This window comes from Staphylococcus devriesei (genome assembly GCF_002902625.1).
Taxonomy (GTDB): domain Bacteria; phylum Bacillota; class Bacilli; order Staphylococcales; family Staphylococcaceae; genus Staphylococcus; species Staphylococcus devriesei.
Window position 1 is genome coordinate 23,619 of sequence record NZ_PPRG01000026.1, and the last position, 25,956, is coordinate 49,574.

Genomic DNA, 25,956 nt, shown 5'->3' on the forward strand with positions numbered 1-25,956 from the left:
AAATTATTTTGTTTCAGCAACATCAATTTCTGGTTGTTCAGTAATATATTTACCAATATTTTCACTAAATACTTTGAAATGTTCTGAATGGTTGTGCGCTTCTACCGCTTCTTGGTCTTTATAATTTTCAACAACAACAAACGTATTGCGTTCACTTACGTCTTCGTAATGGCTATAAAATGTATTACCTTCTTCTTGACGTGCATTGTCTACAAGGCCTTTCATTAATTCTAAATATTCTTCACGATACGCTTCATTTACTTTAAGTTTTGCATTAATAATGATCATACGAATCACCCTTACCTTTAAGATTTACCTTTAGTTTATCATTTTCTTTGTTTTTAAGTTAATTTTATACACATGAGGCCTCATTAATTTATTAAAATATACGAAAGTATAATATTCTTAAAGCACTCTAATGTAAATTCTCACCTAAACCACGGAGTATTGTCATAAAGTATTGATAGAAAAAGCGTAGAAACAATTCATAATTGAATCATTTCTACGCTTATTAAGATTTATGTTTCAACCTATAATAGGTGGTTGTCGTTCAATCTATTTCAATTTACGTGTTTCATCTTTAATCAGTGGTTTATCTGGTGTAACAAATAACCATAAGATAGCAGCGATAACTGCTGGAATAATTAATAATTGGAATGTCATTGTCCAACCAAGTGATGCAACTAAAGCACCGGCTAAGAATGGACTTAATAAGGCACCAAAATTCCCCCATAAGTTCATCCAACCTGACACTGTTCCAGCAAAGTTACGACCAATATCGTTCGCTACAGCCCAGCTCATACCCATTGAAATACCCATGCCACCTAAACCAAGTGATAACCAGAAAATAGTGACATATAAGCTCTCAGTATGTACTGCAAAGAAGATTGAAATCGCAAATACAATAAAGCCAAGAATAGCAATTAATCCTCTTGAAACGAAACGAGATTGACCACTACGTAAAATTTTATCTGAGATTGCCCCAGCAGATAAGATTAAAATAAACATGATAAACCATGGTAATGAACTAATTGTCATGTGTTTAAATTCTACGTGGTATTGTTCAGTTAAATATGTTGGTAACCAAATTAAGAATAATGTAATTACAAATTGAACTACAAAATATTGTCCTGCAATCGCATAGAAACTTAAACGACGGAAGAATTGATTCCATGGAGGTGTTGATTGAGTTGTTTGTACTAAATCACGGTTCTCCATAATAAAACGTTTCTCTGCTTCATTTACCATACGATGTTGTTCTGGTAAATCTTTTGCGATGATGCCCCATAAAATAGCGATTAAAATACCTGCACCACCAAAGATATAAAAGACTGCTTGCCAATTAAAGGCATTAACAATCGCAATTGTAATAATAGGTGCTAATACGGGTCCAAAGTATGAACCTGCTAATAACATACTTGATGCTCTACCTTTTTCATCTTTTGAGAACCAAGTCGAGTTAAACACGGCATTAGATGGATACATTGGTGCTTCCCCTATACCGAATAAGAAACGAACTAAATATAATAATCCGTGATGTTTAATCATACCTGTAAAAATAGTGAAAGCACTCCACCATAATAAGGCAATTGTAATCATCTTACGTGGACCAAATTTCTCTGCTAACATACCTGAAGGCACTTGCATTAAAGCATAACCTAGCGAGAAGAATGAAGCGAGCAACCCAAATTGTTGCTTGTTCATATGTAAATCTGCCATCATTTGTGGCGCGATATATGAGATATTCGATCTATCCATATATGCGATAACTCCGATAATAAAAAATGCTAATGCGAAAAACCAGCGAACACTACTTCTTTTTTGTCTTTGAACCATTTCCTCTTTTTCCTACTTCCCTTAAATTTGTTGATTCTTAAAATGTTGTCTAATATATTCTTCGAGACTCCCAATTCTCTAAAAAATATTATCCTATAAAGCCCATTCTCATAGGCTTTTTAACTTATTTTTGTTTATAATATCAGGTTTTGTAATCGTTTATAATAGATTTTCTTAAAGTTTTTTATTAAATTGTGTTTATTTAAATATGAAAGCAACTTTTTCCTTTAAGAAGCCTTGCGCTACGTGTGATAAACTAAGATTTGAATTCTATCCCAAAAAATTGTAGAATGAATTTGAAATAAAACGTGAACGGTTATTTTTTAACACATAAAATTTAATTTTCCACTGGAAGTGCCTTTGTTTAGGGCTGAGAGTAAAGAATGGACTTTATAATTCCTGGAACCTGATCCAGTTTGTACTGGCGTAGGAAAGTGGCGCATAAGTTATTATAAGGTTGAGTTAAACGCTATTTCCCTACGAGGGAGATAGCGTTTTTTTATATCTTAGGGAGTGATGCTCATTTTCATTGCTATAACATCTTATAAAGCGTTAACGACTAAAGATTTACACCATTTTCTCGAAATTGCTAAAGGCATAGACGGCTTATTATTCAGGAGACCAATGTCTCATGAAGACTTATTTTATTTTATAACGAACTTGATTCAACAAGGATTTCCTAAAGATAAAATAATTATTCATAGTGACATCGAATTACTAGAAAAGCTAAATCTCTCACGCTTACACATGCGTGAAATGGACGCCCGAGCGTTTGATTATAAATCACGACACCCAGAAATTGAAATTAGCATGTCGACACACTCACTAGAGTCTGTAACACAAGCTTATGAACACCATCTTGATTACGTGTTTTATGGTCATATCTTTGAAACACCATCTAAACCTAATCAGACGCCACGGTCCATGGAAGAGATTTACCAAGTTTTACAACTCCCAATTCCTGTCTATGCGATTGGCGGTATAACTAAAGAAACGATTCACGACTTGCCACTTGGCTTTGCTGGTATTTGTGCAATTTCTTTCTTTATGAACGCATCTTTGACACAAATTGAACAGTTACGAAAGGAGTGGGTGAAAGATGCATGACGTTCTCATTATTGGTTCGGGCGTGATTGGTATGTCTATCGCTAGAAACTTAAGCCAATCACAAATGGACATTGCTATTGTAGACCGTGATATCCCAGGTAAACATGCCTCATACAAAGCAGGTGGCATGTTAGGTGCGCAGAATGAATTTACTGAAGATAATGATTTATTTAGACTTGCACTTGAATCGCGTAGCCTTTTCCCAAAACTGTGCGAAACATTGCAAGATGAAACGGGCATCGATATCCAATATCAAGCTTCTGGTTTAATTAAAATTGCGAATCGCCCAGAAGATATCGAGAGTTTGCGTAAACAGTATCATTTCTTAAATTCACTAGATGACAGTGTAGTAGAACTTTCAGATTCTGATTTGATTCACTTAACAAATGGAAGTGTCACATCAAGCGAAATGGCTATCTACATCCCTCATGACGGCCAAATTAATGCGAACCATTATACGAAAGCTTTATTTAAATCATTGCAACAACGTCATATTAAACGTTATTTCAATACGGAAGTGACACGCATTGAACATTTAAATGGATATTATCAGGTAGAAACGTCTAATGACTCACTTTATGCGAAGAAAGTGATTGTTGCTGGTGGCGCTTGGTCATCTCAACTATTAAAAGACTATCACCTTCCACGTGAAGTTGTAGGCGTTAAAGGTGAAGTCTTACTCATTGAAAATGATAATCTGGATTTAAAAGAAACGGTATTTATGACAAATGGTTGTTATATCGTTCCTAAACAACCTAACCGCTTCTTAATCGGTGCGACAAGTGAATTTGATAATTATTCTGTCGGAAACACAAATGAAGGTGTGTCTTGGCTTCACCAATATGCGAACGAACGTATCCCTGAGCTCGCTCAAGGTAAAGTGATTAAACAATGGTCTGGTGTGCGCCCATATACCGAGGGCGAAGTACCGATTATGGACCGTATTGATGATGGGCTTTATGTCATTACTGGTCATTATCGTAATGGCATCTTACTCTCGCCTATCATCGGACGCGACATCGCGAACTGGTTATTTACGGGCGTGAAGCCACGTAATTATGAATCTTTCAATGTTTCAAGGAGGTCAAATCATGAAGTGTATCATTAATGGCGACGAATTCAATTTCGATTCAGAACAGTCCATCAACGACGTTTTACGTTCTCTCGAATTGGATCCACAACGTGTCATTGTCGAATATAATAAAACGTTAATTAAACAAGAAGACTACGATAATAATACTGTTAGAGAAGACGATCAACTAGAATTATTAGAATTTGTTGGAGGCGGATAATATGTTTAAAATTGGACCATTAGAATTACAATCTCGTTTACTATTAGGTACTGGTAAATTTGAAAATGAAGATATACAAACACAAGCGATTAAAGCGTCAGAAACCAATGTACTTACTTTCGCAGTAAGACGCATGAACCTATATGATAAAAACTTACCTAACCCACTTGCGAATATTAATTTAAAAGACTTTATTACTTTTCCAAATACTGCAGGCGCAAAAACGGCTGAAGAAGCGATTCGTATTGCAGAAATCGCAAAACATGCCGACGTATGTGACATGATTAAAGTCGAGGTCATTGGCGATGATGAAATATTACTACCCGACCCATTCGAAACTTACGAAGCTTGTAAAGTCTTATTAGATAAAGGTTATATCGTTTGTCCATACATTTCTAACGACGTCGTATTAGCGAAGCGTTTAGAAGAACTTGGCGTACATGCGGTTATGCCACTTGCTTCTCCAATCGGTACAGGACGCGGTATTAATAACCAACTTAATTTAATCTACATTATTAAAAACTCAAATGTCCCTGTTATCGTAGACGCAGGTATCGGTTCAGCGAAAGATGCTTGTCATGCAATGGAGTTAGGCGCAGATGGTATTTTACTTAACACAGCAGTTTCAGGTGCTAAAGACCCTGTGAAGATGGCTGAAGCAATGAAATTAGGCATTCATGCTGGTCGTTTATCTTACGAAGCCGGCCGTATACCTGTGAAATATACAGCTCAAGCTTCAAGCCCTACTGAAGGATTAGGATTCTTATAATGCAACGTTATCAACGTCAAATGCGTTTTCATCCTTTTGGGGAAAATGGGCAAAACGCCCTAACCCGTGCCAATATTTTAATATTAGGCGCCGGCGCATTAGGCAGTCATGTGGTTGAACAACTCGCACGCATGGGCGCGCACCATTTAACCATCGTTGACATGGATATTGTCGAAGAATCCAATTTACATCGTCAAGCACTCTATACTGAAGACGATGCAGTGAATATGACGTCTAAAGTCTATGCGGTCAAAGACAAAATTGCCCATATCAATTCTAACGTCGATGTTCAGACTTATTATCAAGAAATTGACTCGACCAATATTGAAGATTTATTGAGAGATGTTAATCCAGATATTGTGATAGATGGCATGGACCACTTTAAAATACGTTATCTCATCAATGAAGCATGTCATAAACACAATATTCCATGGGTTTATGGCGCAGCCGTTGGTAGTAAAGGGACGGTATACGGTATTGATTTCAGCGGTCCTTGTTTAAAATGTTTATTAAAACGTATGCCATCAAGTGGCGAAAGTTGTGCTATCAACGGTTTCTTACCACCTGTCATTTCTCAAGTAGCAAGTTATGAAGTGTCCGAAGCCGTTCGTTACCTATCTGGCCACGGCTTTTCAAAAAAGCTTATAACTATCAATGCATTTGATATCGATTATAAAGCAATGAATGTGGATATCTTGAAGGATGACACTTGCGAAGTGTGTGCTAAACACCATTACACTTTACTTGAAACGAAGCAACAACAACAAATTGAAAGTTTATGTGGGAAGACCTATCTCTTTAGATATGATGCGTCAGTGTTTGAACATGCAGACTATTTCCCAGGCGATATTGTGAAATCAACGTCATTCGCTAAGTTGATTAAAGATGATGACTATGAAATCACTTTATTTAAAGATGGGCGTATGAATGTTTACGGTGTGGAAGATGATGACGAAGCGAACAAATTATACCATTATTATTTAAAAGCAATAAAATAATGTGAGTAAGTTGTATTCATAATAAAATCGGGCAATTTTTAGGCTTATACAAGCAATTCATAGTAAATTTTATTATAATGAATTTACTATGAATTTTTGTTTTCAATATAGCTTAATATTAAAGGAGTCCTTGCTAATAAATGGAACAATTAATCACCGACTTTATAAGTAGATGGGGTTATACAGCAATTTTCATTCTTATTTTACTGGAGAATGTATTGCCTGTAGTACCATCTGAAATTATCTTAACGTTTGCTGGGTTAATGTCAGTTAAATCAGGCTTATCGATTCCAGTCCTATTCCTTATTTCAACTATCGCCTCATTAATTGGATTATTAATCTTGTACTATATCTGTCGCCTCATCAATGAGGAAAGTATTTACCGCTTTGTAGATAAGCATGGTAAATGGTTTAAGTTGAAAGGGAAAGACGTTAAACGTGCCAATGATTGGTTCAAGCGTTATGGTTCTTGGGCTGTATTATTATGTCGCTTCATCCCAGTCTTACGTGTACTAATAACTATCCCGGCTGGTATTAATAAAATGAATATCGTGCAATTTATGACACTTTCATTGATCGGTACAACAATTTGGAACTTTGCCTTAATCCTATTAGGTCGTCTGTTAAGTGATAGCTTTGACGCTCTAATGGCTGGCTTGCACACGTATTCATATTTCATGTATATTATCATCATTCTAGCTGTATTATACCTAGTGTATAGAATATTCTTCAAAAATAGAAAACGTGGTGTGAAATAATCGAAGAGGTTGGGAGAAACTTGCGTATAGTTGTTTTATCCTAGCCTTTTGTAGTTTTACTAGCTCATTTGTAATTTAATTATGACATTTTAAGCATCACCATTGAAAAAGTGATGCTTTTTAACGATAATTTATGTAAGCGGTTTACTAATTACTGTTACTTTTCGAAAATAAATGAAAATTCCACACAGGAGTGAAATTGAATGACGCAAACAACTGAAAGTGAATTAAGAACAAAATATTTAGACCTACTATCCCAACAATTTGATAGTCCAGAGAAATTAGCTACAGAAATCGTGAGCTTAGAATCTATTCTCGAATTACCTAAAGGTACGGAACACTTCGTAAGTGACTTACATGGGGAGTACGAATCATTCCAACATGTATTACGAAATGGCTCAGGTAATGTTCGAGCAAAGATTAACGATCTCTTCGCAAAATCATTATCACAAAAAGAAATCGATGAATTAGCTGCCCTAGTTTATTATCCTGAAGAGAAATTAAAACTCGTCAAAAATAACTTTGATACTAAAGGTAAGTTAAACGTTTGGTATATTACTACTATTGAACGTCTTATCGATCTTATTACATATTGTTCTTCCAAATATACACGTTCAAAATTAAGAAAAGCATTGCCTAAAGAATTCGTATATATTGTTGAAGAACTACTTTATAAAAGTAACGAATTTAATAATAAAAAATCGTACTATGAAACTCTTGTAAACCAAATTATCGAACTGGAACAATCTGATGATTTAATCATTGGCTTATCTTATAGCGTGCAACGTCTTGTAGTTAACCACCTTCATGTCGTTGGCGATATTTATGACCGTGGACCACAACCCGATAAGATTATGGATACTTTAATTAACTATCATTCAGTTGATATTCAATGGGGTAACCACGATGTATTATGGATTGGTGCATATGCCGGTTCGAAAGTCTGTCTAGCCAACTTACTTCGTATTTGTGCACGTTACGATAACCTAGACATTATTGAAGATGCGTACGGTATCAATTTGCGTCCATTATTAACTCTAGCTGAAGAACAATATAGTGGGGATAATCCTGCATTCAAACCTAAGAAACGTCCAGATAAGCCTGCCGCATTGTCTAAATTAGAAGAAGATCAAATTACAAAGATTCACCAAGCTATCGCCATGATTCAGTTCAAATTAGAAATTCCAATTATTAAACGTCGCCCTAGTTTCGAAATGGAAGATCGCTTAGTATTGGAAAAAGTGGATTATGATAAAAACGAAATTTCAATTTATGGTAAAACATATCCTTTAAAAGATACATGTTTTAGTACAGTTGATACCCAAGACCCAGGAAAATTATTACCTGAAGAAGAAGAAGTAATGAACAAACTCTTGCTTTCTTTCCAACAATCTGAAAAACTTAAACGCCATATGTCATTCTTAATGCAAAAAGGTAAATTATACCTACCTTATAATGGTAATTTATTAATCCACGGGTGTATTCCAGTTGATGAACAAGGCGAAATGGAAGCCTTTGAAATTGAAGGCGAATCACATAAAGGACGCGACTTATTAGATGTATTCGAAAGACATGTACGTCACGCCTATGACCATAAAGAACTTACAGATGATTTATCAACTGATTTAGTATGGTATTTATGGACAGGTAAATATAGTTCACTTTTCGGAAAACGAGCTATGACGACATTCGAACGTTACTTTATAGAAGACAAGGCATCTCATAAAGAACCTAAAAATCCATACTATTATTTACGTGAAGACGTTGATATGATTCGTAAGATGTTAAAAGATTTCGGACTAAATCCAGATGAAGGGCGTATTATTAACGGCCATACACCTGTGAAAGAAATTGATGGTGAAGACCCAATTAAAGCAGACGGCAAGATGTTAGTTATTGATGGTGGTTTCTCTAAAGCTTACCAAAAAACAACAGGCATCGCTGGCTATACATTGTTATATAATTCATTCGGTATGCAACTGGTAGCCCATCAACATTTCGATTCAAAAGATAAAGTATTATCAGATGGCGCCGATGAGTTATCAGTCCGTCGTGTCGTTGATGAGGAACTACAACGTAAAAAAATTAAAGACACTAACGATGGTAAAGCAATGCAGGAACAAATCCGCATCTTAAAATTATTAATGCATGATAGATATTTGAATTAAAATACGAATCTAAATAAATAGGCGTACAGATGATATCATTTAGTAATCAATCATCTGTACGCCTATAGTTTTGAATATATTTTCTAACATTCTATATTAGTTATGACACTTATACGAAGTATTGTTGGCGAGACTCTTGAGAAAATAGGATGAGCGTCGAGACCGAGGCTCGAATTGGCAGTAGTTGTCTGAAATGAAGATGCGTCCAATCTGTACTTTCTTCATTTCTAGTCAACCTTGCCGGGACGGGACTACGAAATCTTTGAAATTACATTAGATTTCTGTCGCCGCTCCCTAGATTTCTGTCTTGCTCCGCCCCTAAGAAAGCGAGCCAAACAATACGAAGTATGGTGATAAAACTTAGTTATCTTAAATTATACTAATGTACATCTTTTAAGATGCCATAAACGCCGTGTTCATGTTGTGGCATTGGTTTAGTACTTTTGTTAAATGTCACGACGCTTTCATTATCTATATGATAAATAATCATATCTTTATCTGTAATGTTATCGTATTCATCTGCATCTATTTCAATAATGTTTTGTTTTGATATAACGTTATCAAACCAGCGTGGGCTATGGTTGTCATCAAATAAGATATGATTGCGCAATGGCCCATTTAAATTATTACGTGCTTGTTCATCGGTAAATGATACAGGCATCATACTAACATTGTTCAAACCAAATTCAGGAACAAGTTCGTTAAATGCTAAACTATTGAAGATGAACGACTTAGTCATCAATAAACATTTACTATAATGAATTAAATCCGCAGAGAGACGGTCACTACTTGATAGCAAATGTCCTCTAAACACTTCAAATCCTAATTCTTTCGCATCTTCTGAAGCATCGTCAAAGAGATTAAATACCATTACTGGAATCTCATGTTCACGTAACTTTTTCCCTAAATGGAATGAGAATTCGCTTTCCCCTACTAGTATCACACCAGGTGGTTCTGTACTAGCTAATCCAAGCAACTTACTTAATGGTTTAAAACTAAAGCCATAAATTACTACGGTAATAAAGACTAGACCGAACGTAACTGGCGTTATATAACTCGCCATTTTAACGTTATCTTCTGAAAATAGACTACTGAAAAATTGTGCTACAGTAAGTACTACGATACCTCTCGGTGCCATCATTGCGACAATCGCTCGTTCTTTTTTAGTAATTTCAGTCCCAATTGTTGATAACAACACTGAAATCGGACGCACAAGAACAATCATCACAATAGCAAATATCAATAATTGCCATGATAAAACATTCATAAGCACAGATGACGTCAATGATGATGTAATGAGAATAAAGACAGTTGAAACCAGTATAGATGACGTATTTTCAATAAAATGATCGGATTCTTTGAAAATTAAATCATGACGTTTATAATATGCCATCATTAATCCGAAAATGGTCACTGCTAATAATCCAGATTCTTGAAGTATCTGGTCACAAACACTAAACACCAACAAGATGAAAACGAGTTGTATCGATGGCATTAATGTTTGTGGAATTAAGTCTCGTTGTATCAACCAATTGAATATAAACGATGCACCAAATCCAATGATAGCAATGGCAATCATTTTCAAGATAAAGAAGAAAATAAGATGAAAACCAAAGCCCTCACCTATAATTTGATATACATAGAATGCGGTAAGCGCTAAAATTGGCCCTATTGGATCCAAAATAATACTTTCCCAACGTAATATTGAATCGACACTTTTACGTACTTTCGCTTGTTTCAATAAAGGCTGAATAACGGTTGGGCCAGTAATTAAAAATAGTCCTCCCATCACCATAGCTACAGAAATTGGAAAGTCCAATATCTTATGTAAAGCGATGGCCCCAAGTATCCAAGCTAACACGGCTCCTATAGTAATAATACGGATAATTGCTTTAGAAACGCCTCTTAATTCGCGGAAATCTAAATTACTGCTTCCTTCAAACAGAATGACTGCCACGGCTAGTGAAACAATCGGACTGAATACTTCAGAACCCAATGTAGCTTCTGGGTTGGCTATCCCTAAAATAGGTCCTACTAATAATCCAACAATCGACATAACTACAATTGAAGGCCATTTAATACGATCTGCTAACCATTGACTGAAAATACCTAGTGCTAGAAAAAGTACAATGACTAGCATAACAGGTAAATCTAGTGACATACCTACACCTTCCTCAATAAATTCAAGTTTTATTTAATTACTTGCCATACTATCAAACTTTATTTAAGACTGCATTACTATTTTATAACACTTTGATTAATGACCTCACACAAAAAACAATGTTCATGTGGAATGAACTTACTATTTATTTTTGAGTCATTTTCGGCTAAAATAAGTTATTGCGTCTTACATATATAAATACAATAATTGAAAGGACTTTTTCAAAGTGCAACAATTTAAAGAGGCCATGATGGTGGCTTTCGCCTTTGTTGGTGTCGTAGTTGGTGCTGGATTCGCTACTGGACAAGAAATTTTTCAGTTTTTCACTAGTAATGGGAGCTTTAGTGTTCCAGGTATTATTATCACAGGAGCAATTGTGACGCTCGGTGGCATATTCGTATTAAATACTGGTTTCATCTTAAAATCTCATAACCATTCTGAATCTATTCATTATTATTTACACCCGATTATTGCGCGTATATTTGACATTATTCTTACAATTTTTCTGTTTTCGCTTGCAATTATTATGACTGCTGGCGGGGCTTCTACTATACATGAAAGTTTTGGTTTACCCTATTGGCTAAGTTCATTATTTCTTGTAGCAATGATTTTAGTCACTTTATTTTTAAAATTTGATCGCCTTATTACAGTGCTTGGCATTGTGACACCATTCTTAGTTATTGTAGTAACTATAATTGCCATTTATTATTTTTCAACAGGTTCACTTAATTTCGATAGTGCGAATCAATTTTCAGAACATCACCATGCGCTTTCACTTGGTTGGTGGTTCGATGGTATTAATTACGGCAGTCTTCAAATCGCGGCAGCGTTTAGCTTTTTAAGCGTGATGGGTGGACGTCTGCACTATCAACGTTCTGGACTATGGGGTGGCTTAATTGGTGGTATCATCATTACATTTCTACTCTTAATGATTAATTTAGGCCTTATTACTGAATTCAATGAGATTAAATCGGTCGCTTTACCAACATTATTACTTGCTCACCATATTTCGCCAATATTAGGGACAATTATGTCGATTATTATGATTCTGGTTATCTATAATACGATTGTGGGCCTTATGTACGCCTTCGCTTCACGTTTTACAGAGCCATTTTCAACACAGTACTTCATATTAATTATTATTATGGCGATAGTTACGTTTATTTGTACATTTATCGGTTTCATTTCATTAATTGGAAAAGTCTTCCCAATTATGGGGCTATTCGGTTTCATACTCCTTATCCCAATTATGTATCGAGGCTTTCTAAATTTGAAATTCCTTAAAAAATAAAATATTTTAATTTTAAAAGGTTCTCAAGTTGATGTAGTAGCATCTCTTTGAGAACCTTTTTTCTTATCGTTATATATCAGTAGTTTGTGCACTTAGTTTCTTAAATGCCTGTTGTAATATGATCAATTCGTAGTCAGTTAAGACGGAGAAAGCGTCTTCTAATGTAGCTGCGTGCTGTGGAAATATCTTTGCCATAAATTGTTGACCTTTGTCGGTGAGTGTTGCATTATACACACGTTTGTCGCAAGAATCTTTGTCGCGAATAATCCAGCCTTTTTCCTCAAGTTGTGTGACCACATACGAAATACTGCTACTTGCGATGAGCACTCTTTCTCTAATGCGTTGTATAGGTTGAGGACCTTTATTGTAAAGTAATTCTAATACCGCAAATTCAGTGACATTGAGTCCGTAATTTTGAACATCTTGTTTTACAATTTTTTTCAAAGCATCGAGTGAGCGATTCAGCCCTATAAATGCATTCAAAGAATATTGTGTTCTATCCATTATGTCACCCACTTTATATTATTTCGATTTCGAGATAAATTATACACTCTGTTGATACATGCGTCAACGTCTTGGTATAGGCTATTTATCTTGAAAATGAAGCCCCCATCGTTTGCGTACGTGGGGTCCCTTTTCAAAAAATAAAAGAATGAAAGCAAGACTTTCAGGGAATACTATCTTTGGAGGTGTCACAAATGACCAATCAATTATTTATAAATAATGAATTTGTAGCAAGCAAATCTAACGAAACAATGGACGTTATCAATCCAGCTACGGGTGAAACAATTGATACTATTACATTTGCGACTGAAGAAGAAGTAAACGATGCGATAGAAAAATCTAAACACGCACAAGGTGAGTGGGAACAAGTCCCTGCTCCAACACGTGCTGAACATGTTAAATTATTAATTCCATTATTGGAACAGAATAAAGATGAGTTAGCCAATTTATATGTTAAAGAGCAAGGTAAAACACTTGCTGAGGCAGAAGGTGAAATTGATAAAGCCATACAATTTATTGATTATATGACAAGCTTAAGCATGAGTAATAAAGGTGAAGTCTTACAAAATAGTGTTTCAAATGAAACGATTCAACTAACTAAAAAGCCGATTGGAGTAACGGCAGGTATTGTACCATGGAATGCGCCAATTATGGTATTAATGCGCAAGGTGATTCCAGCACTCGTGACTGGTTGTTCCGTCGTTATTAAACCGAGTGAGGAAACGACACTACTCACATTGAGACTAGCAGAACTCTTCCGTGCGTCAACGATTCCAGCGGGCTTAGTTCAAATTCTTCCAGGTACAGGCGAAACAGTAGGCACTCAACTTGCTAGTCATAAAGATGTTCAAATGATTTCATTAACTGGTAGTATGCGTGCCGGTAAATCAGTGTATCAACATGCGGCCGATACTGTGAAGAAAGTGAATCTAGAATTAGGTGGTAATGCACCAGTATTGATTACGCCACATGCAGATTTAGATAAGGCAGTTGAATATATTGTGACGGCTCGTATTAATAATGCCGGCCAAGTATGTACTTGTCCTGAACGTATCTTCGTTCATAAAGACGTGCATAGTCAATTTATTGAAAAAGCAAAACAACGTATGAACGACCTTCAAGTGGGCGACCCTTTCGATAACAATACAGATTATGGTGCTATTATTAACCAGAAACAATTAGACAGCATTGATTATAAAGTTCAAGAAGCAGTGAACAATGGCGCTAAGTTAGTATTAGGTGGCCATAAATTAGAGGGTCCAGGTTTCTTCTATGCCCCTACTATTTTAGACAATGTCAAAACAGATGACCGAGCGTTTAAAGAAGAAATATTTGGCCCAGTCTTAGCTATTACAACGTATAGTGACTTTGATGAAGCCCTCGAAGCTGCTAATAATACTAATGCAGGACTATCTTCATATATCTTCTCCGATAATCTACAAGAAGTGATGACGGCTACAGAACGTTTAAAATTCGGCGAAGTATACGCCAATTGCGAAGCTGAAGAAGTCGTCAATGGCTATCATGCAGGTTGGAGAGAATCTGGACTTGGAGGCGCAGACGGCATTCATGGGTTTGAAGAATATTATAATACAACAGTAAGTTATATTAGATGGTAAAGTAAGCATTCTCGAAATGACTTTTTAAATATTGCGTAATTAAATCCCTTATTCCATTAAGTTGGAGTAAGGGATTTGATTTTTATAGCGTTATTCTTGTTTGAACGGAGTTTTAAGGTTTGAACTCGAACTAAATGATTATCGTTATCCTCTTATTTATTTAAAGCTTTGTCTAAGGATTTAATATTTTCCTTCATAATAGATTGAATTGTAAGTGACTCATCATTAGCTTGTGATTTAGACAATACTGATAAATTATTAAATCTCACAGGTTCTGCATTTGTTTCATCACGTATAATATCTGTTATTTTTGAAGTGATGTTTTGTTCGTATAAAATGTACGGTTGTTTTGTATTATTAATGTTTTTAACTAACGCTAGAATATCTTTCTGACTTGGCTCTTCATTATTCATACCACTTACGCCTTCTTGTTCGAAGTGATAGCGATGTGCTAAATAGCCTAATGAATCATGTGAAATTACCACCTTATCGCGCTTTGGATTGGCCGTAATTCGTTTTAACTCTTTATCTAAATCTGTTAAATCTTTATTGAGTTGTTTATAATTCTGTTCATAATACGCTTTGTGGTTAGGATCTCTTTTCACTAAATCATTTTTAATTTTCTCGCTCATTTGTTTATCTAATACTGGATCTAGCCACACGTGTGGATCATGACTTTCTTCTTCATGACTATGATGCTCATGGCCGTGTTCATCATGGTCTTCGTCTAATAATTCATCATGATTAAGTCCCTCAGCTACTGCTAATTTCATATTATCGTTATTCATGGATTTCGTAATCTTCTGAGCGACTGAATCTAAGTCATCACTTGAGTAAATAAACAAATCACTTTTCGCGATATTAATCATCTCTCTTTGCGAAGGCTCATATGTATGCGTATCCGCGCCTGGAGGATAGATCGTATCTACATTTACATATTTACCGCCAATTTGTTTCGTAAAGCTTTCAAAGGCGAAGACGGTAGTATAAATATTCATTTTATTTTCAGTAGTTATTCTATCTTTCTCATTATGCGTATAGTGTTCTGAGCTACACGCCGTTAACGCAACACTTACACACATGATTAGTATGATATAGACCAACTTTTTCACAACGAGTCCTCCAGAGCGTAATAATTTCGTTCTCAACTATATCTATTCTACCCTATAATTGCAATATCTATAGATAGATTAACTTCGATATTATTTATAATTTAATATCATTTTTATACGATGTTTTAATTTTCCTGAAAAGTGATACATAATACTATGACATTATTAAGGAGTGAATTTTCATGGCTGAAGAAATTAAACAAGGTAATAACAAATTTTACGTTGGCGAAGATGAAAATAACGCACAAGCAGTAATCACTTTTAAACAAGTGGATAATAATGAAATCGATATTGATCATACTGGCGTAGCTGACGAATTAGGTGGTCAAGGTTTAGGTACAAAACTAGTAGAAGCAGTTGTTGAACATGCCCGTAAAAACAACTTAAAAATTATCGCATCTTGCCCATTTGCGAAAGATGTATTAGAGAAAAATAAAGATTACCAAGATGTGTACTTTGGCTAATCAAATTTAGGAATAAATTTCCGAACATAAGCGTAGAGGTGATTCTAAGTGAATCATCTCTACTTTTTTTATCAATATTTTATGTTAATACTCCGTATTGTTTGGCTCGCTTTCTTAGGGGGGAGCGGGACAGAAATCTAATGTAATTTCAAAGATTTCGTAGTCCCGCCCCGGCAAGGTTGACTAGAAATGAAGAAAGTACAGATTGGACGCATCTTCATTTCAGACAACTACTGCCAATTCGAGCCTCGGTCTCGACGCTCATCCTATTTTCTCAAGAGTCTCGCCAACAATACTCCGTTATTTGCGTGTGGTTTTACTTTAAAATACTTAAAAAACACTTTTTCATAAATTAATAAATATTATTACATCAACATTATCTATTTCTATAAAAAGCTTAACGCCCTTTGATTTAAACTTCTAATAAGAAGTTATATCTTAATCTATTGTATATCGTCATATTATATTAATCGGTTGCATTGATATCTCAACTTCTTTTTAACTTCCTAAACAATGTACTTGCTTATTCTTTATCATAGTAGTATATTTATTATACTTAATATAAATAATAGATAAAGATGGTATTTCATCTTAGGAGGCACTTTACTATGAATGCATTTCATACTACTAAAGCTACACAAGTTACTAACGTTACATTAAACGTTGAAGATATAAATAAAATGACACAGTTTTACTCAAATATTTTAGGCTTTTCAATTAAAGAACAAGATGATCAACACACTGTATTTAATATCGGTACACATGGACATACATTAACTTTAAACTATTTAGCTGACGGACGTCGTCAAGGATTCAGAGAAGCTGGTCTCTTCCATGTCGCCTATCTTTTACCTACACGAGCTGATTTAGCGAACTTCTTATATCATGCAAGTCGCTTAAATATACGTGTTGGTGGCGGTGATCACTTAGTTAGTGAAGCGTTATATTTAGCTGACCCTGAAGGCAATGGCATTGAAGTATATCAAGACCGTCCAAATGAAGACTGGCAATGGGATGGCAATTACGTCAAAATGGATACCCTAGAAGTGGATGCAGATGACTTAATCAATCAACGCACAGAAGAAGGTTGGCAAGGTTGGCCTAAAGATGGCATGATTGGTCACTTACATCTTAAAACACATGATTTAGGACAAGCACGGGACTTTTATATTGAACAAATTGGTTTAGAACATATTTCTAATTACCCACAAGCTCTATTTATGTCTACAGAAAAATATCACCATCATATTGCCACAAATACTTGGCAGTCTAGTGAAGTAAGAACAGACAATGAACATACTTACGGCTTAGCGCATTTTGATATTTATAAACCAGGTGTAGAAGAAACTCATTTAACATCACCAGAAGGATTCGATGTAACCATTCATAGCGATACTAGCGTCGTGCCAGGCTAAATTTTTCCATATAAAAAAGGTCCAGATTGAAAATATATCATTTTCAACCTGGATCCTTTATTTACGAGCTATATTTCAAGAAAGATTTATTCGCTTAAATATTACTCAAATTAGTATAAACCGTTTGTTTCATTGCTTGTATCTATGAAGATATTTTTAGATTGTTGATAATTTTTAATTGTATCTTTGTAAATTTCACGACCGATACCTGATTTTTTATAACCGCCGAATGGTGCGCCAGCTGGGAATTGGTTGTAAGTGTTAATCCAAATACGACCTGTTTTCATTGCTTTAGCAACATTTAGTGCACGGTTAATATTAGTAGTAAAGATACCACCTGCTAAACCGTATTCTGAGTCGTTTGCAATTTTAATTGCTTCGTCTTCATCTTCAAATTTTTCTACTACTAGTACTGGTCCGAAGATTTCTTCTTGCGCTAATTTGTGACTATTATCTTTTAATTCGATAATTGTTGGTTCGAAGAAGTAACCTTTGTCGCGACCGTTGTCAGTAATACGGTGACCACCAGTTAGAATGTTAGCTGAACTGTCTTCTTCTGCAAGTTTTACGTAGCTTTCAATTTTTTCAAGTTGTTCTGGTCCAGTTTGAGCACTCATCTTAACGTCTTCCTCAAATGGATCGCCAACTTTAATATTTTCAAACGCTTCTTTTAGTTTAGGCATTACTGTGTCATAAATAGAAGATTGAACTAATAGACGTGAACCTGCACTACATACCTCACCTTGATTGAATAAGATACCTAATTGCGCACCTTCAATGACTTGATCTAGGTTAGCATCGTCAAAGATAATATTTGCACTCTTACCGCCAAGTTCTAATGTAGTTGGTACGATACGTTCTGCACCTGCTTTAGCAACACCATAACCAACATCAGTTGAACCAGTGAATGATAATTTATTTACACCTTCATGATTAAAGATAGCGTCACCTGATTCAGAACCTTTACCTGTTAATATATTCACTACACCTTTAGGTAAGACTTCTTGGAAAATCTTCGCAAGTTCAATTAATGATAATGGTGTAGATGAAGAAGGTTGAATGACAACTGTGTTACCAGCTGCTAATGCTGGCGCTAATTTCCATGATGCTAGTAGAAGTGGGAAGTTCCATGCTACTACGGCACCTACAACGCCGACAGGTTCGTTAACTACTAAACTCATTGTGTTATCATCGATTTGGTTAACTGTACCTTCATCAGTAGTTAATACACTTGCAAAGTATTTAAAATGACTTGCTGCTAATGGTACGTCGATTGTAGACGTTTCACGATATGGTTTACCATTTTGCAATGATTCAACAGTTGCGAAGTGTTCTGCTTTTTCATGAATACGACGACTAATTTCTAATAAATAATCTGCACGTTCTTCTTTGGAAATTTTACTCCAATCGTCGAATGCATCATGTGCAGCTTGAACGGCTTTGTCGACATCAGATTTTGATGCTTTAGCTACTTCGGCTAAATCTTCCCCGTTAGCTGGGTTTGTTACTGTTAATGTGTCTCCACTTTCACTTGCTTGGAATTCACCATTAATAAATAATCCGTATTTTTCATCTATAAAATCTCTAACATTTACTTTTGCCATAGTTCATCATCCTTTATATAAGATTTATGAATCCTTTTGCAATTGTTCTATATCTATTACATCATTTAAATGTAAGCGTTTGCTACAACTAAAGTTATTTTACCTTTTCTTACTTCGGATATAAAATAACTTGCTTATATTTAATTCCACATTTTCAAAATTTAAAACCTATAATAAAAAGACTACTAATAGTCAGTGCAATACTTCTAATAGTAGTCTAGTATATATTTATTTAATCCATTCAATAACATCTTCAGCTGGCTGGCGAACTTTACCTTTAGGTTCGTTCTTACGATAACCAAATGCAACCATAACTGATGGCGCAAAGTGTTCTGTATCTACTACGCCTTCTTCTGATAAAATTTCTGTGACTTGATCTAAGTCGAACCCTTCCATTGGACATGAATCAATGCCAAGTAATGCTGCTGAAGTCATCATGTTAGCTAATGCGATATAAGTTTGTTTACTGGCCCAGTCCAATAACGTTCTTTCATTATCATTAATATGGAAGTTAGTTTGAAAATTATTGAATTTATCTTCTACGGCTGGGATTGTACTTTCTTCGTATTTCTTAATACCACGAATAATATGTTGTACATATTCTGATGATGCAGTTACATTTTTACGAGCAAGAATAATTACGAAATGACTCGCACTATCTAATTGCTTTTGTGCTCCCCAACTATAAGGTTTAAGCTTATTTTTCAATTCTTCGTTCTCCACTACGATAAAACGCCAAGGTTCTAAACCTAATGAACTTGGTGATAAGCGTCCAGTTTCTAAAATTGTATTAAAATCTGATTCACTTATTTTCTTTTGATTATCAAATTCTTTTGTCGCATGTCTAAAATTAAACGCTTTGATAATCTTATCTTGCATCTCAGTCATGACATATACCTCCTAAGTATGTAATAGTTAGATTATAAATGATAAATTTTTTTAACTAAAGTTATGCGCTTACATTTTATTGATTTTGAAAATTAATGAAAATTTATAACTTTATGTGAAATTTTTAACATTCTAAATAAATAAATTATATCTTATCTATTGAAATGTGAATAAATTCACAATATAATGTATTTATGAGTTAAGTAATAGAAATGTTTCCAACCATTATTCTAATTATATATATTCATTTCTATATGTAACTTCTGTCTTACTTACTTATTTATTAATATTTTATACAAAATGAAATGGGGTTAATATAATGACAAAAATTATGTTTTACGGAACTCGTGATTACGAAAAAAATGACGCTTTAAATTGGGGAAAAGCTAACAATATAGAAGTTGTTACAACTGAGGAAATTTTAAGCGAAGATACAGTAGATATGGCTAAAGGTTTCGATGGCGTTACTACAATGCAATTTGGTAAATTAGCAGACTCTGTATATCCTAAACTTGAAGAATATGGCATTAAACAAATTGCTCAACGTACTGCAGGTTTTGATATGTATGATTTAGAGCTTGCTAAAAAACACGGTATCATTATTTCTAACGTACCAAGTTATTCTCCAGAAACTATCGCTGAATATTCAGTATCAATTGCTTTACAATTAGTTCGTAAATTCCCTGCAATTGAAAAACGCGTTCAAGAACATAATTTCAAATGGGCTGCACCAATTATGTCTACACCTATTAAAAATATGACTGTAGCAATTATCGGTACTGGTCGTATTGGTGCTGCAACTGGTAAAATCTTTGCTGGTTTCGGTGCTAAAGTGGTAGGTTATGATGCATATCCTAATAATTCACTAGATTTCTTAGAATACAAAGATTCAGTAGAAGAAGCAATTGCTGACGCAGATATCATTTCATTACATGTACCTGCAAATAAAGAAAGCTTCCATCTATTCGATGCTGACATGTTCTCTAAAGTTAAAAAAGGTGCTGTATTAGTTAACGCTGCACGTGGTGCTGTTATCGATACACCTGAATTAATTAAAGCAGTTAACAATGGTACTTTATTAGGTGCTGCTATCGATACTTATGAAAATGAAGCAGATTACTTCACTTATGATTGGACTAACAAAGAAATTGAAGATAAAACATTATTAGAATTAATTGAAAATGAAAATATCTTAGTAACACCACACATTGCATTCTTCTCAGACGAAGCTGTAAGAAACTTAGTTGAAGGTGGCTTAAATGCTGCATTATCTGTTATCAATACAGGTAAATGTGAAACTCAATTAAACTAAGATAATAGTTATATAATTTAAAAAGGAAGTGGGACAGAAATCTAATGTAATTTCAAAGATTTCGTCTCCCACCCCGGCAAGGTTGACTAGAAATGAAGAAAGTGAGGCTCGAACGCATCTTCATTTCAGACAACTACTGCCATAACTAAAGGCTGAACCATTTTTTATATTAATGGCTCAGCCTCTTTATATTGTTGGAATTTCGCCAACAATACTACTATGTCAATACTTCTTGTTCGATAATTTGTAATACACCCTGTTCGTCATTGCTTGGTGCTACTGCTTTTGCGATATCAAATAGTGATTGATCTTGACTGTTTGACATTACATAACTATGTTCTGCTAATTCCAACATATCTTTGTCATTATTCGCATCTCCAAATGCCATAAGTTCTGAAGTCGACATTTCCCACTCTTCTAACAAGCGAGTAAGTGCTTGGCCTTTTGTCATATTAGGCATAATAATATCAATACTATTATGTCCACTTGAGACAAGTTTAATAGTCTCGCTAAATTTCTCTTCTAAATCAGTATCGAGTGTGGAATGCGTGTCGCGATTAATATTAAGCGCAATCTTCACATATTCATCGTCTGGTAATGGTTGGAATGAATCAATTTCTTCTAGTTGATGATAATAAAAGTGTGCATCTTTTTTAAATGCTTCGCTTGTTTCTTTTAAAATATAGGCACTTTTTAATCCACACACTATAAATTCATCAATTTTTCTATCAATATTTAAATAATCTACTACTTCTTTATAATCTTTTTTATTAAAACTTCGATAATTATATAATTCACTTCCATGGTATATAACTGCCCCATTTTCAGAAATAAAGAACATATCTCTTTCTCCAAAGATAGATTTCAGTTTCGCAAATTGATTGCCACTAGCAGCGATAAACTCAACATTTTGTGATTTTAATTCTTGAAAAATTTTCTCAAAACGTGCTTTATCATAGGCTTTATTTGAATCTAAAAATGTGCCATCCATGTCTACAGCGATTGCTTTGACCATGCACTTATCCCCCTTCTAAGCTATGTTGTATTCTTATTTATTATATAGCTCATAGGCTATAGCTTGAAGATATCCCCGCCATGATGAAACTATATTCACATTTTGGAATGTCTTTCAGTATTAAAATAAGAGCCTCTTTTCCTTTGAAGAAAAAGAGACTCTTAATATCTTTATTTAATCAGATATCGCTAGCTTATTTAGTTTGTTTTTTGCGATTGCCTTGTAATACTAACAAACTACCAACAAGTAATAACAAGTACTCTAATGATAATGAATCAGATTGACCTGTATTAGGTAAAGCGTAGCGTTGTGCTACAACTGAACGATATTGGTTCATAGCTTCTGTCATAGTGTAACCTTGACCGTGTTTGATCATTTTTACATGTGATGAAGAATCTTCATATCTATTTCCGTTATAATGTCTAGTTGCATTGTCTACTTGATTCATATTGTATGCTGAGTAGTTACCACCGTTATATCCATAGTTATTGAATCCATAATGATTCATAAACTGATTATGGTCATTACCATAATATCTATCAAAGTGTGATTGATGATTATAATCATAATGCATTTGATGATTGTATCCATGGTTAAATTGTGGTGGAGCATTATAACCATAGTTGTAATTAAAATTATGATCATAATAATTATGGTTAATATGTGTTACTTCGATTGGCTTTCTTGGAATTACAATACTTGGATGGTTATCAAAATCAATATGCACATTACCATCTCTATCCATGTAATAATAATTGATTGTAGCTGCACTATTTCCCATGCTAGGTACCTTAATTTGTCTGCCATCAGCTAGGAATATATTAGTATTGCTATGATTATCAATGTAATAATGATTTACGATATTTTGAGATGCTCTACTTTCTTGTGGTTTAGCTACTGTGTTATTATCAATAACCACTTTTTTATCATCACTAAAGATAATTATCGTATTACCATTGTTATCTTTTTGAATTTCTTTAACAGTTACTGAGTGACCATCTTGTCCTTTTGGTATAGTAACACTATTTCCATCACTAAATTCAATTATTGTATTACCATCTTTAGTAATTCTTTGATTTGTAATACGAATTGATTCACCATCTTTGCCATCATGGCCTTTTTCAACAGTAATTGTGTTGCCATCGCTAAAGGTTACAACTGTGTTGCCGTCTTTATCTTTATGGCTTTCTTTCACTGTTACTGAGTGACCATCTTGTCCTTTTGGTATTGTCACAGAATGGCCATCACTAAATTCAATAATAGTATTACCTTCAGGTGTAACTCTTTGATTTACTATTGTAATTGATTGGCCATCTCTTCCGTTTTGGCCGTTATTGCCATTTTGACCATTGTAGCCATTATTACCGTTTTGACCGTTTTGACCGTCACGACCATCACGTCCGTCACGTCCATCTCTTCCATCTCGGCCATCACGTCCATTTTGGCCTTTTTCAATAGTTATAGATTTATCATCACTAAAGATTACGACTGTATTACCATCATTATCTTTATGAGTTTCTTTTACTGTGATTGAATGACCATCTTGTCCTTTTGGTATTGTCATTGTTTTTCCATCAGTGAAGTGAACGACTTTATTGCCATCGTTATCTGTATCAATGTTTGTAATACCAACTGATGTACCATCATGTCCATCTTGGCCATTGTCACCTTTAGCACCTTTTGGTATCGTGATTGTTTTTCCATCGGTAAATGTCACAATTGTGTCGCCAGCTTCGTTTACTTCTGTTTTAGCAATGCCTACAGATGTACCATCGTGGCCGTCTTGACCGTTATCACCTCGGTCACCTTTATCGCCTTTTGGTATTGTTACTGTTTTTCCGTCGCTAAAGTGAACAACTTTGTTACCATCGTTATCTGTTTCTGTGCTTGTAATTGTGATTGATGTGCCGTCTTGACCATTGTCTCCACGGTCACCTTTATCACCTTTTGATATTGTCATAACTTTGCCATCTGTGAAATGAACGACTTTATTACCATCATTATCTGTTTCAATGTTTGTGATACCGATTGACGTACCGTCATGTCCATCTTGGCCATTGTCACCTTTAGCACCTTTCGGTATTGTGATTGTTTTACCATCGGTAAACGTTACAATCGTATCTCCTGCATCGTTTACTTCTGTTTTAGCAACGCCTACAGATGTGCCATCGCGACCATCTTGACCATTATCACCACGGTCACCTTTATCGCCTTTAGGGATTGTTACTGTTTTTCCGTCACTAAAGTGAACAACTTTGTTACCATCGTTATCTGTTTCTGTGTTTGTAATTGTGATTGATGTACCGTCTTGACCATTGTCCCCACGGTCACCTTTATCACCTTTTGGTATTGTCATAACTTTGCCATCTGTGAAGTGAACGACTTTATTGCCATCGTTATCTGTTTCAATGTTTGTAATACCAACTGATGTACCATCTTGACCGTTGTCACCTTTTGCACCTTTCGGTATCGTGATTGTTTTACCATCGGTAAATGTCACAATTGTGTCGCCAGCTTCGTTTACTTCTGTTTTCGCAATGCCTACAGATGTGCCATCGTGACCGTCATGACCATTATCACCACGGTCACCTTTGTCTCCTTTTGGTATTGTGACTGTTTTTCCGTCGCTAAAGTGAACAACTTTGTTGCCATCGCCATCTGTTTCTGTTCTTGTAATTGTGATTGATGTGCCATCTTGGCCATTGTCTCCGCGATCACCTTTATCACCTTTTGGTATTGTCATAACTTTGCCATCTGTGAAGTGAACGACTTTATTACCATCATTATCTGTTTCAATGTTTGTAATACCGATTGATGTACCATCTTCACCACGGTCACCTTTATCACCTTTGGCACCTTTTGGTATCGTCATTGTTTTTCCATCGGTAAATGTGACAACTGTATCTCCATTATCCTTAGGAATTATTGATTTAATACCAACTGATGTACCATCTTCACCCTTAGCACCTTTAGGGATTGTCATGACTTTGCCATCTGTGAAGTGGACGACTTTATTTCCATCATTATCTATTTCAATGTTTGTAATTCCAATTGATGTACCATCTTGACCGTCGGCACCTTTTGGTATTGTCATAACTTTGCCATCTGTGAAGTGGACAACTTTATTTCCATCGTTATCTGTATCTATGTGAGTAATACCAATTGATGTACCATCTTCACCACGGTCACCTTTGTCACCCTTATTACCTTTAGGGATTATCATGACTTTGCCATCTGTGAAGTGGACGACTTTATTGCCATCGTTATCCGTATCAATGTTTGTAATACCAATTGATGTACCATCTTGACCATTGTCTCCACGATCGCCTTTATCACCTTTTGGTATTGTCATTGTTTTTCCATCGGTAAATGTAACAATAGTATCGCCGTTAGCTTCTTTATGAATTTCATCAATACCTACTGATGTACCATCACGTCCCGGTTTGCCTGCTGGTATAATTATTGATGAGTTGTCACTAAATTCTACAGTAGTATTTCCATCCGCATCTTTTGAAATACGCTTAACAGTGATAGATTGTCCTTGTGCACCTGTGTCTCCTTTATCGCCCTTGTCGCCTTTTGGGCCGGCTACACCTTGTGCACCTGTATCTCCTTTATCACCTTTATCGCCCTTGTCGCCTTT

The 25,956-nt window shown here is 35.1% G+C and carries 20 protein-coding genes, 1 pseudogene and 1 riboswitch; of the genes and pseudogenes, 12 read left to right on the forward strand and 9 right to left on the reverse strand.

All coding sequences use genetic code 11. The annotated features are described in order from the left end of the window. Positions 1-3: 3 nt before the first annotated feature. Together CD147_RS04140 and CD147_RS04145 are read right to left on the reverse strand one after the other, a co-directional pair. Entirely contained in the window at positions 4-288 is a 285-nt protein-coding gene (locus tag CD147_RS04140; RefSeq protein ID WP_103166181.1) for a putative quinol monooxygenase, read from the reverse strand. A 267-nt stretch (positions 289-555) separates the two neighbouring features. Beyond that, positions 556-1,836: a pyruvate MFS transporter gene (locus CD147_RS04145; RefSeq protein ID WP_103166182.1), complete on the reverse strand. Its 1,281-nt coding sequence runs from the start codon at positions 1,834-1,836 to the stop codon at positions 556-558. Between the two features lie 340 nt (positions 1,837-2,176). Next, positions 2,177-2,286: riboswitch (TPP riboswitch) on the forward strand. Positions 2,287-2,352: 66 nt separating this feature from the next. Between CD147_RS04145 and CD147_RS04150 the strand changes: the two genes are divergently transcribed. The 7 genes from CD147_RS04150 to CD147_RS04180 all read left to right on the forward strand — a co-directional run bounded on the left by CD147_RS04150 (position 2,353) and on the right by CD147_RS04180 (position 8,928). Beyond that, entirely contained in the window at positions 2,353-2,943 is a 591-nt protein-coding gene (locus tag CD147_RS04150; protein WP_103166183.1) for a thiamine phosphate synthase, read from the forward strand. Then, positions 2,936-4,051 carry a glycine oxidase ThiO gene (gene thiO, locus CD147_RS04155; RefSeq protein WP_103166184.1) on the forward strand — a complete coding sequence of 372 codons (1,116 nt, stop codon included), beginning with the start codon at positions 2,936-2,938 and terminating at the stop codon, positions 4,049-4,051. The genes CD147_RS04150 and thiO overlap by 8 nt, the downstream gene beginning before the upstream one ends. Then, a complete protein-coding gene (gene thiS, locus CD147_RS04160) occupies positions 4,035-4,235 on the forward strand; it encodes a sulfur carrier protein ThiS (protein WP_103166185.1) in 201 nt (66 codons plus the stop codon). The genes thiO and thiS overlap by 17 nt, the downstream gene beginning before the upstream one ends. A 1-nt stretch (position 4,236) precedes the next feature. Further along, positions 4,237-5,004 (forward strand): thiazole synthase, encoded by a 768-nt coding sequence (locus tag CD147_RS04165; protein WP_103166186.1) that lies wholly within the window; start codon positions 4,237-4,239, stop codon positions 5,002-5,004. Further along, a complete protein-coding gene (locus CD147_RS04170) occupies positions 5,004-6,002 on the forward strand; it encodes a ThiF family adenylyltransferase (protein WP_103166187.1) in 999 nt (332 codons plus the stop codon). Before CD147_RS04165 ends, CD147_RS04170 begins: the two co-directional genes overlap by 1 nt. A 140-nt stretch (positions 6,003-6,142) precedes the next feature. Continuing rightward, on the forward strand, positions 6,143-6,760 hold the full coding sequence (gene uptA, locus CD147_RS04175; RefSeq protein ID WP_103166188.1) for an undecaprenyl phosphate transporter UptA: 618 nt from the start codon (positions 6,143-6,145) through the stop codon (positions 6,758-6,760). Between the two features lie 203 nt (positions 6,761-6,963). After that, positions 6,964-8,928, forward strand: coding sequence for a fructose-1,6-bisphosphatase (locus tag CD147_RS04180; protein ID WP_103166189.1), 1,965 nt, complete (start codon positions 6,964-6,966; stop codon positions 8,926-8,928). A 379-nt stretch (positions 8,929-9,307) separates the two neighbouring features. Here the strand turns inward: CD147_RS04180 and CD147_RS04185 are convergent, their stop codons facing one another. Next, on the reverse strand, positions 9,308-11,089 hold the full coding sequence (locus CD147_RS04185; RefSeq protein ID WP_103166190.1) for a cation:proton antiporter: 1,782 nt from the start codon (positions 11,087-11,089) through the stop codon (positions 9,308-9,310). A gap of 247 nt (positions 11,090-11,336) precedes the next feature. Between CD147_RS04185 and CD147_RS04190 the strand changes: the two genes are divergently transcribed. Further along, complete coding sequence (locus CD147_RS04190; protein ID WP_267919580.1) at positions 11,337-12,380, forward strand: YkvI family membrane protein; 1,044 nt, start codon at positions 11,337-11,339, stop codon at positions 12,378-12,380. A 69-nt stretch (positions 12,381-12,449) separates the two neighbouring features. Here the strand turns inward: CD147_RS04190 and mhqR are convergent, their stop codons facing one another. Then, positions 12,450-12,884, reverse strand: a complete 435-nt coding sequence (mhqR, locus tag CD147_RS04195) for a MarR family transcriptional regulator MhqR (protein WP_103166192.1) — start codon at positions 12,882-12,884, stop codon at positions 12,450-12,452. Between the two features lie 194 nt (positions 12,885-13,078). Here mhqR and aldA point away from each other — a divergent pair, with 194 nt between their 5' ends. After that, positions 13,079-14,503, forward strand: coding sequence for an aldehyde dehydrogenase (gene aldA, locus CD147_RS04200; RefSeq protein WP_103166193.1), 1,425 nt, complete (start codon positions 13,079-13,081; stop codon positions 14,501-14,503). 152 nt (positions 14,504-14,655) lie between these two features. Here the strand turns inward: aldA and CD147_RS04205 are convergent, their stop codons facing one another. Continuing rightward, positions 14,656-15,615: a metal ABC transporter solute-binding protein, Zn/Mn family gene (locus CD147_RS04205; RefSeq protein ID WP_103166194.1), complete on the reverse strand. Its 960-nt coding sequence runs from the start codon at positions 15,613-15,615 to the stop codon at positions 14,656-14,658. A 182-nt stretch (positions 15,616-15,797) separates the two neighbouring features. Between CD147_RS04205 and CD147_RS04210 the strand changes: the two genes are divergently transcribed. Together CD147_RS04210 and CD147_RS04215 are read left to right on the forward strand one after the other, a co-directional pair. Continuing rightward, positions 15,798-16,079, forward strand: coding sequence for a GNAT family N-acetyltransferase (locus CD147_RS04210; protein WP_103166195.1), 282 nt, complete (start codon positions 15,798-15,800; stop codon positions 16,077-16,079). Positions 16,080-16,687: 608 nt separating this feature from the next. Next, on the forward strand, positions 16,688-17,494 hold the full coding sequence (locus CD147_RS04215) for a VOC family protein (RefSeq protein ID WP_103166196.1): 807 nt from the start codon (positions 16,688-16,690) through the stop codon (positions 17,492-17,494). 110 nt (positions 17,495-17,604) lie between these two features. Here the strand turns inward: CD147_RS04215 and CD147_RS04220 are convergent, their stop codons facing one another. Beyond that, positions 17,605-19,098, reverse strand: coding sequence for an aldehyde dehydrogenase family protein (locus tag CD147_RS04220; RefSeq protein ID WP_103166197.1), 1,494 nt, complete (start codon positions 19,096-19,098; stop codon positions 17,605-17,607). Between the two features lie 228 nt (positions 19,099-19,326). Beyond that, positions 19,327-19,986, reverse strand: a complete 660-nt coding sequence (locus CD147_RS04225) for an NAD(P)H-dependent oxidoreductase (RefSeq protein ID WP_103166198.1) — start codon at positions 19,984-19,986, stop codon at positions 19,327-19,329. A gap of 319 nt (positions 19,987-20,305) precedes the next feature. Here CD147_RS04225 and CD147_RS04230 point away from each other — a divergent pair, with 319 nt between their 5' ends. Next, a complete protein-coding gene (locus tag CD147_RS04230) occupies positions 20,306-21,298 on the forward strand; it encodes a D-lactate dehydrogenase (RefSeq protein WP_103166199.1) in 993 nt (330 codons plus the stop codon). Positions 21,299-21,515: 217 nt separating this feature from the next. Here CD147_RS04230 and CD147_RS04235 read toward each other — a convergent pair whose 3' ends face one another. Next, positions 21,516-22,313, reverse strand: a complete 798-nt coding sequence (locus CD147_RS04235; protein WP_103166200.1) for a Cof-type HAD-IIB family hydrolase — start codon at positions 22,311-22,313, stop codon at positions 21,516-21,518. A 193-nt stretch (positions 22,314-22,506) separates the two neighbouring features. Continuing rightward, positions 22,507-25,956 (reverse strand): annotated as a pseudogene (locus CD147_RS04240) (DUF4988 domain-containing protein); the annotation flags it as partial.

Bases quoted from the DNA above. Each gene is read 5' to 3' on its own strand.
- CD147_RS04190 (WP_267919580.1), top strand. From the start codon at position 11,337: ATGATGGTGGCTTTCGCCTTTGTTGGTGTCGTAGTTGGTGCTGGATTC.
- CD147_RS04215 (WP_103166196.1), top strand. From the start codon at position 16,688: ATGAATGCATTTCATACTACTAAAGCTACACAAGTTACTAACGTTACA.
- CD147_RS04150 (WP_103166183.1), top strand. From the start codon at position 2,353: ATGCTCATTTTCATTGCTATAACATCTTATAAAGCGTTAACGACTAAA.
- thiS (WP_103166185.1), top strand. From the start codon at position 4,035: ATGAAGTGTATCATTAATGGCGACGAATTCAATTTCGATTCAGAACAG.
- uptA (WP_103166188.1), top strand. From the start codon at position 6,143: ATGGAACAATTAATCACCGACTTTATAAGTAGATGGGGTTATACAGCA.
- CD147_RS04170 (WP_103166187.1), top strand. From the start codon at position 5,004: ATGCAACGTTATCAACGTCAAATGCGTTTTCATCCTTTTGGGGAAAAT.
- CD147_RS04140 (WP_103166181.1), bottom strand. From the start codon at position 288: ATGATCATTATTAATGCAAAACTTAAAGTAAATGAAGCGTATCGTGAA.
- CD147_RS04165 (WP_103166186.1), top strand. From the start codon at position 4,237: ATGTTTAAAATTGGACCATTAGAATTACAATCTCGTTTACTATTAGGT.
- mhqR (WP_103166192.1), bottom strand. From the start codon at position 12,884: ATGGATAGAACACAATATTCTTTGAATGCATTTATAGGGCTGAATCGC.
- thiO (WP_103166184.1), top strand. From the start codon at position 2,936: ATGCATGACGTTCTCATTATTGGTTCGGGCGTGATTGGTATGTCTATC.
- aldA (WP_103166193.1), top strand. From the start codon at position 13,079: ATGACCAATCAATTATTTATAAATAATGAATTTGTAGCAAGCAAATCT.
- CD147_RS04210 (WP_103166195.1), top strand. From the start codon at position 15,798: ATGGCTGAAGAAATTAAACAAGGTAATAACAAATTTTACGTTGGCGAA.
- CD147_RS04145 (WP_103166182.1), bottom strand. From the start codon at position 1,836: ATGGTTCAAAGACAAAAAAGAAGTAGTGTTCGCTGGTTTTTCGCATTA.
- CD147_RS04225 (WP_103166198.1), bottom strand. From the start codon at position 19,986: ATGACTGAGATGCAAGATAAGATTATCAAAGCGTTTAATTTTAGACAT.
- CD147_RS04230 (WP_103166199.1), top strand. From the start codon at position 20,306: ATGACAAAAATTATGTTTTACGGAACTCGTGATTACGAAAAAAATGAC.
- CD147_RS04235 (WP_103166200.1), bottom strand. From the start codon at position 22,313: ATGGTCAAAGCAATCGCTGTAGACATGGATGGCACATTTTTAGATTCA.
- CD147_RS04220 (WP_103166197.1), bottom strand. From the start codon at position 19,098: ATGGCAAAAGTAAATGTTAGAGATTTTATAGATGAAAAATACGGATTA.
- CD147_RS04185 (WP_103166190.1), bottom strand. From the start codon at position 11,089: ATGTCACTAGATTTACCTGTTATGCTAGTCATTGTACTTTTTCTAGCA.
- CD147_RS04180 (WP_103166189.1), top strand. From the start codon at position 6,964: ATGACGCAAACAACTGAAAGTGAATTAAGAACAAAATATTTAGACCTA.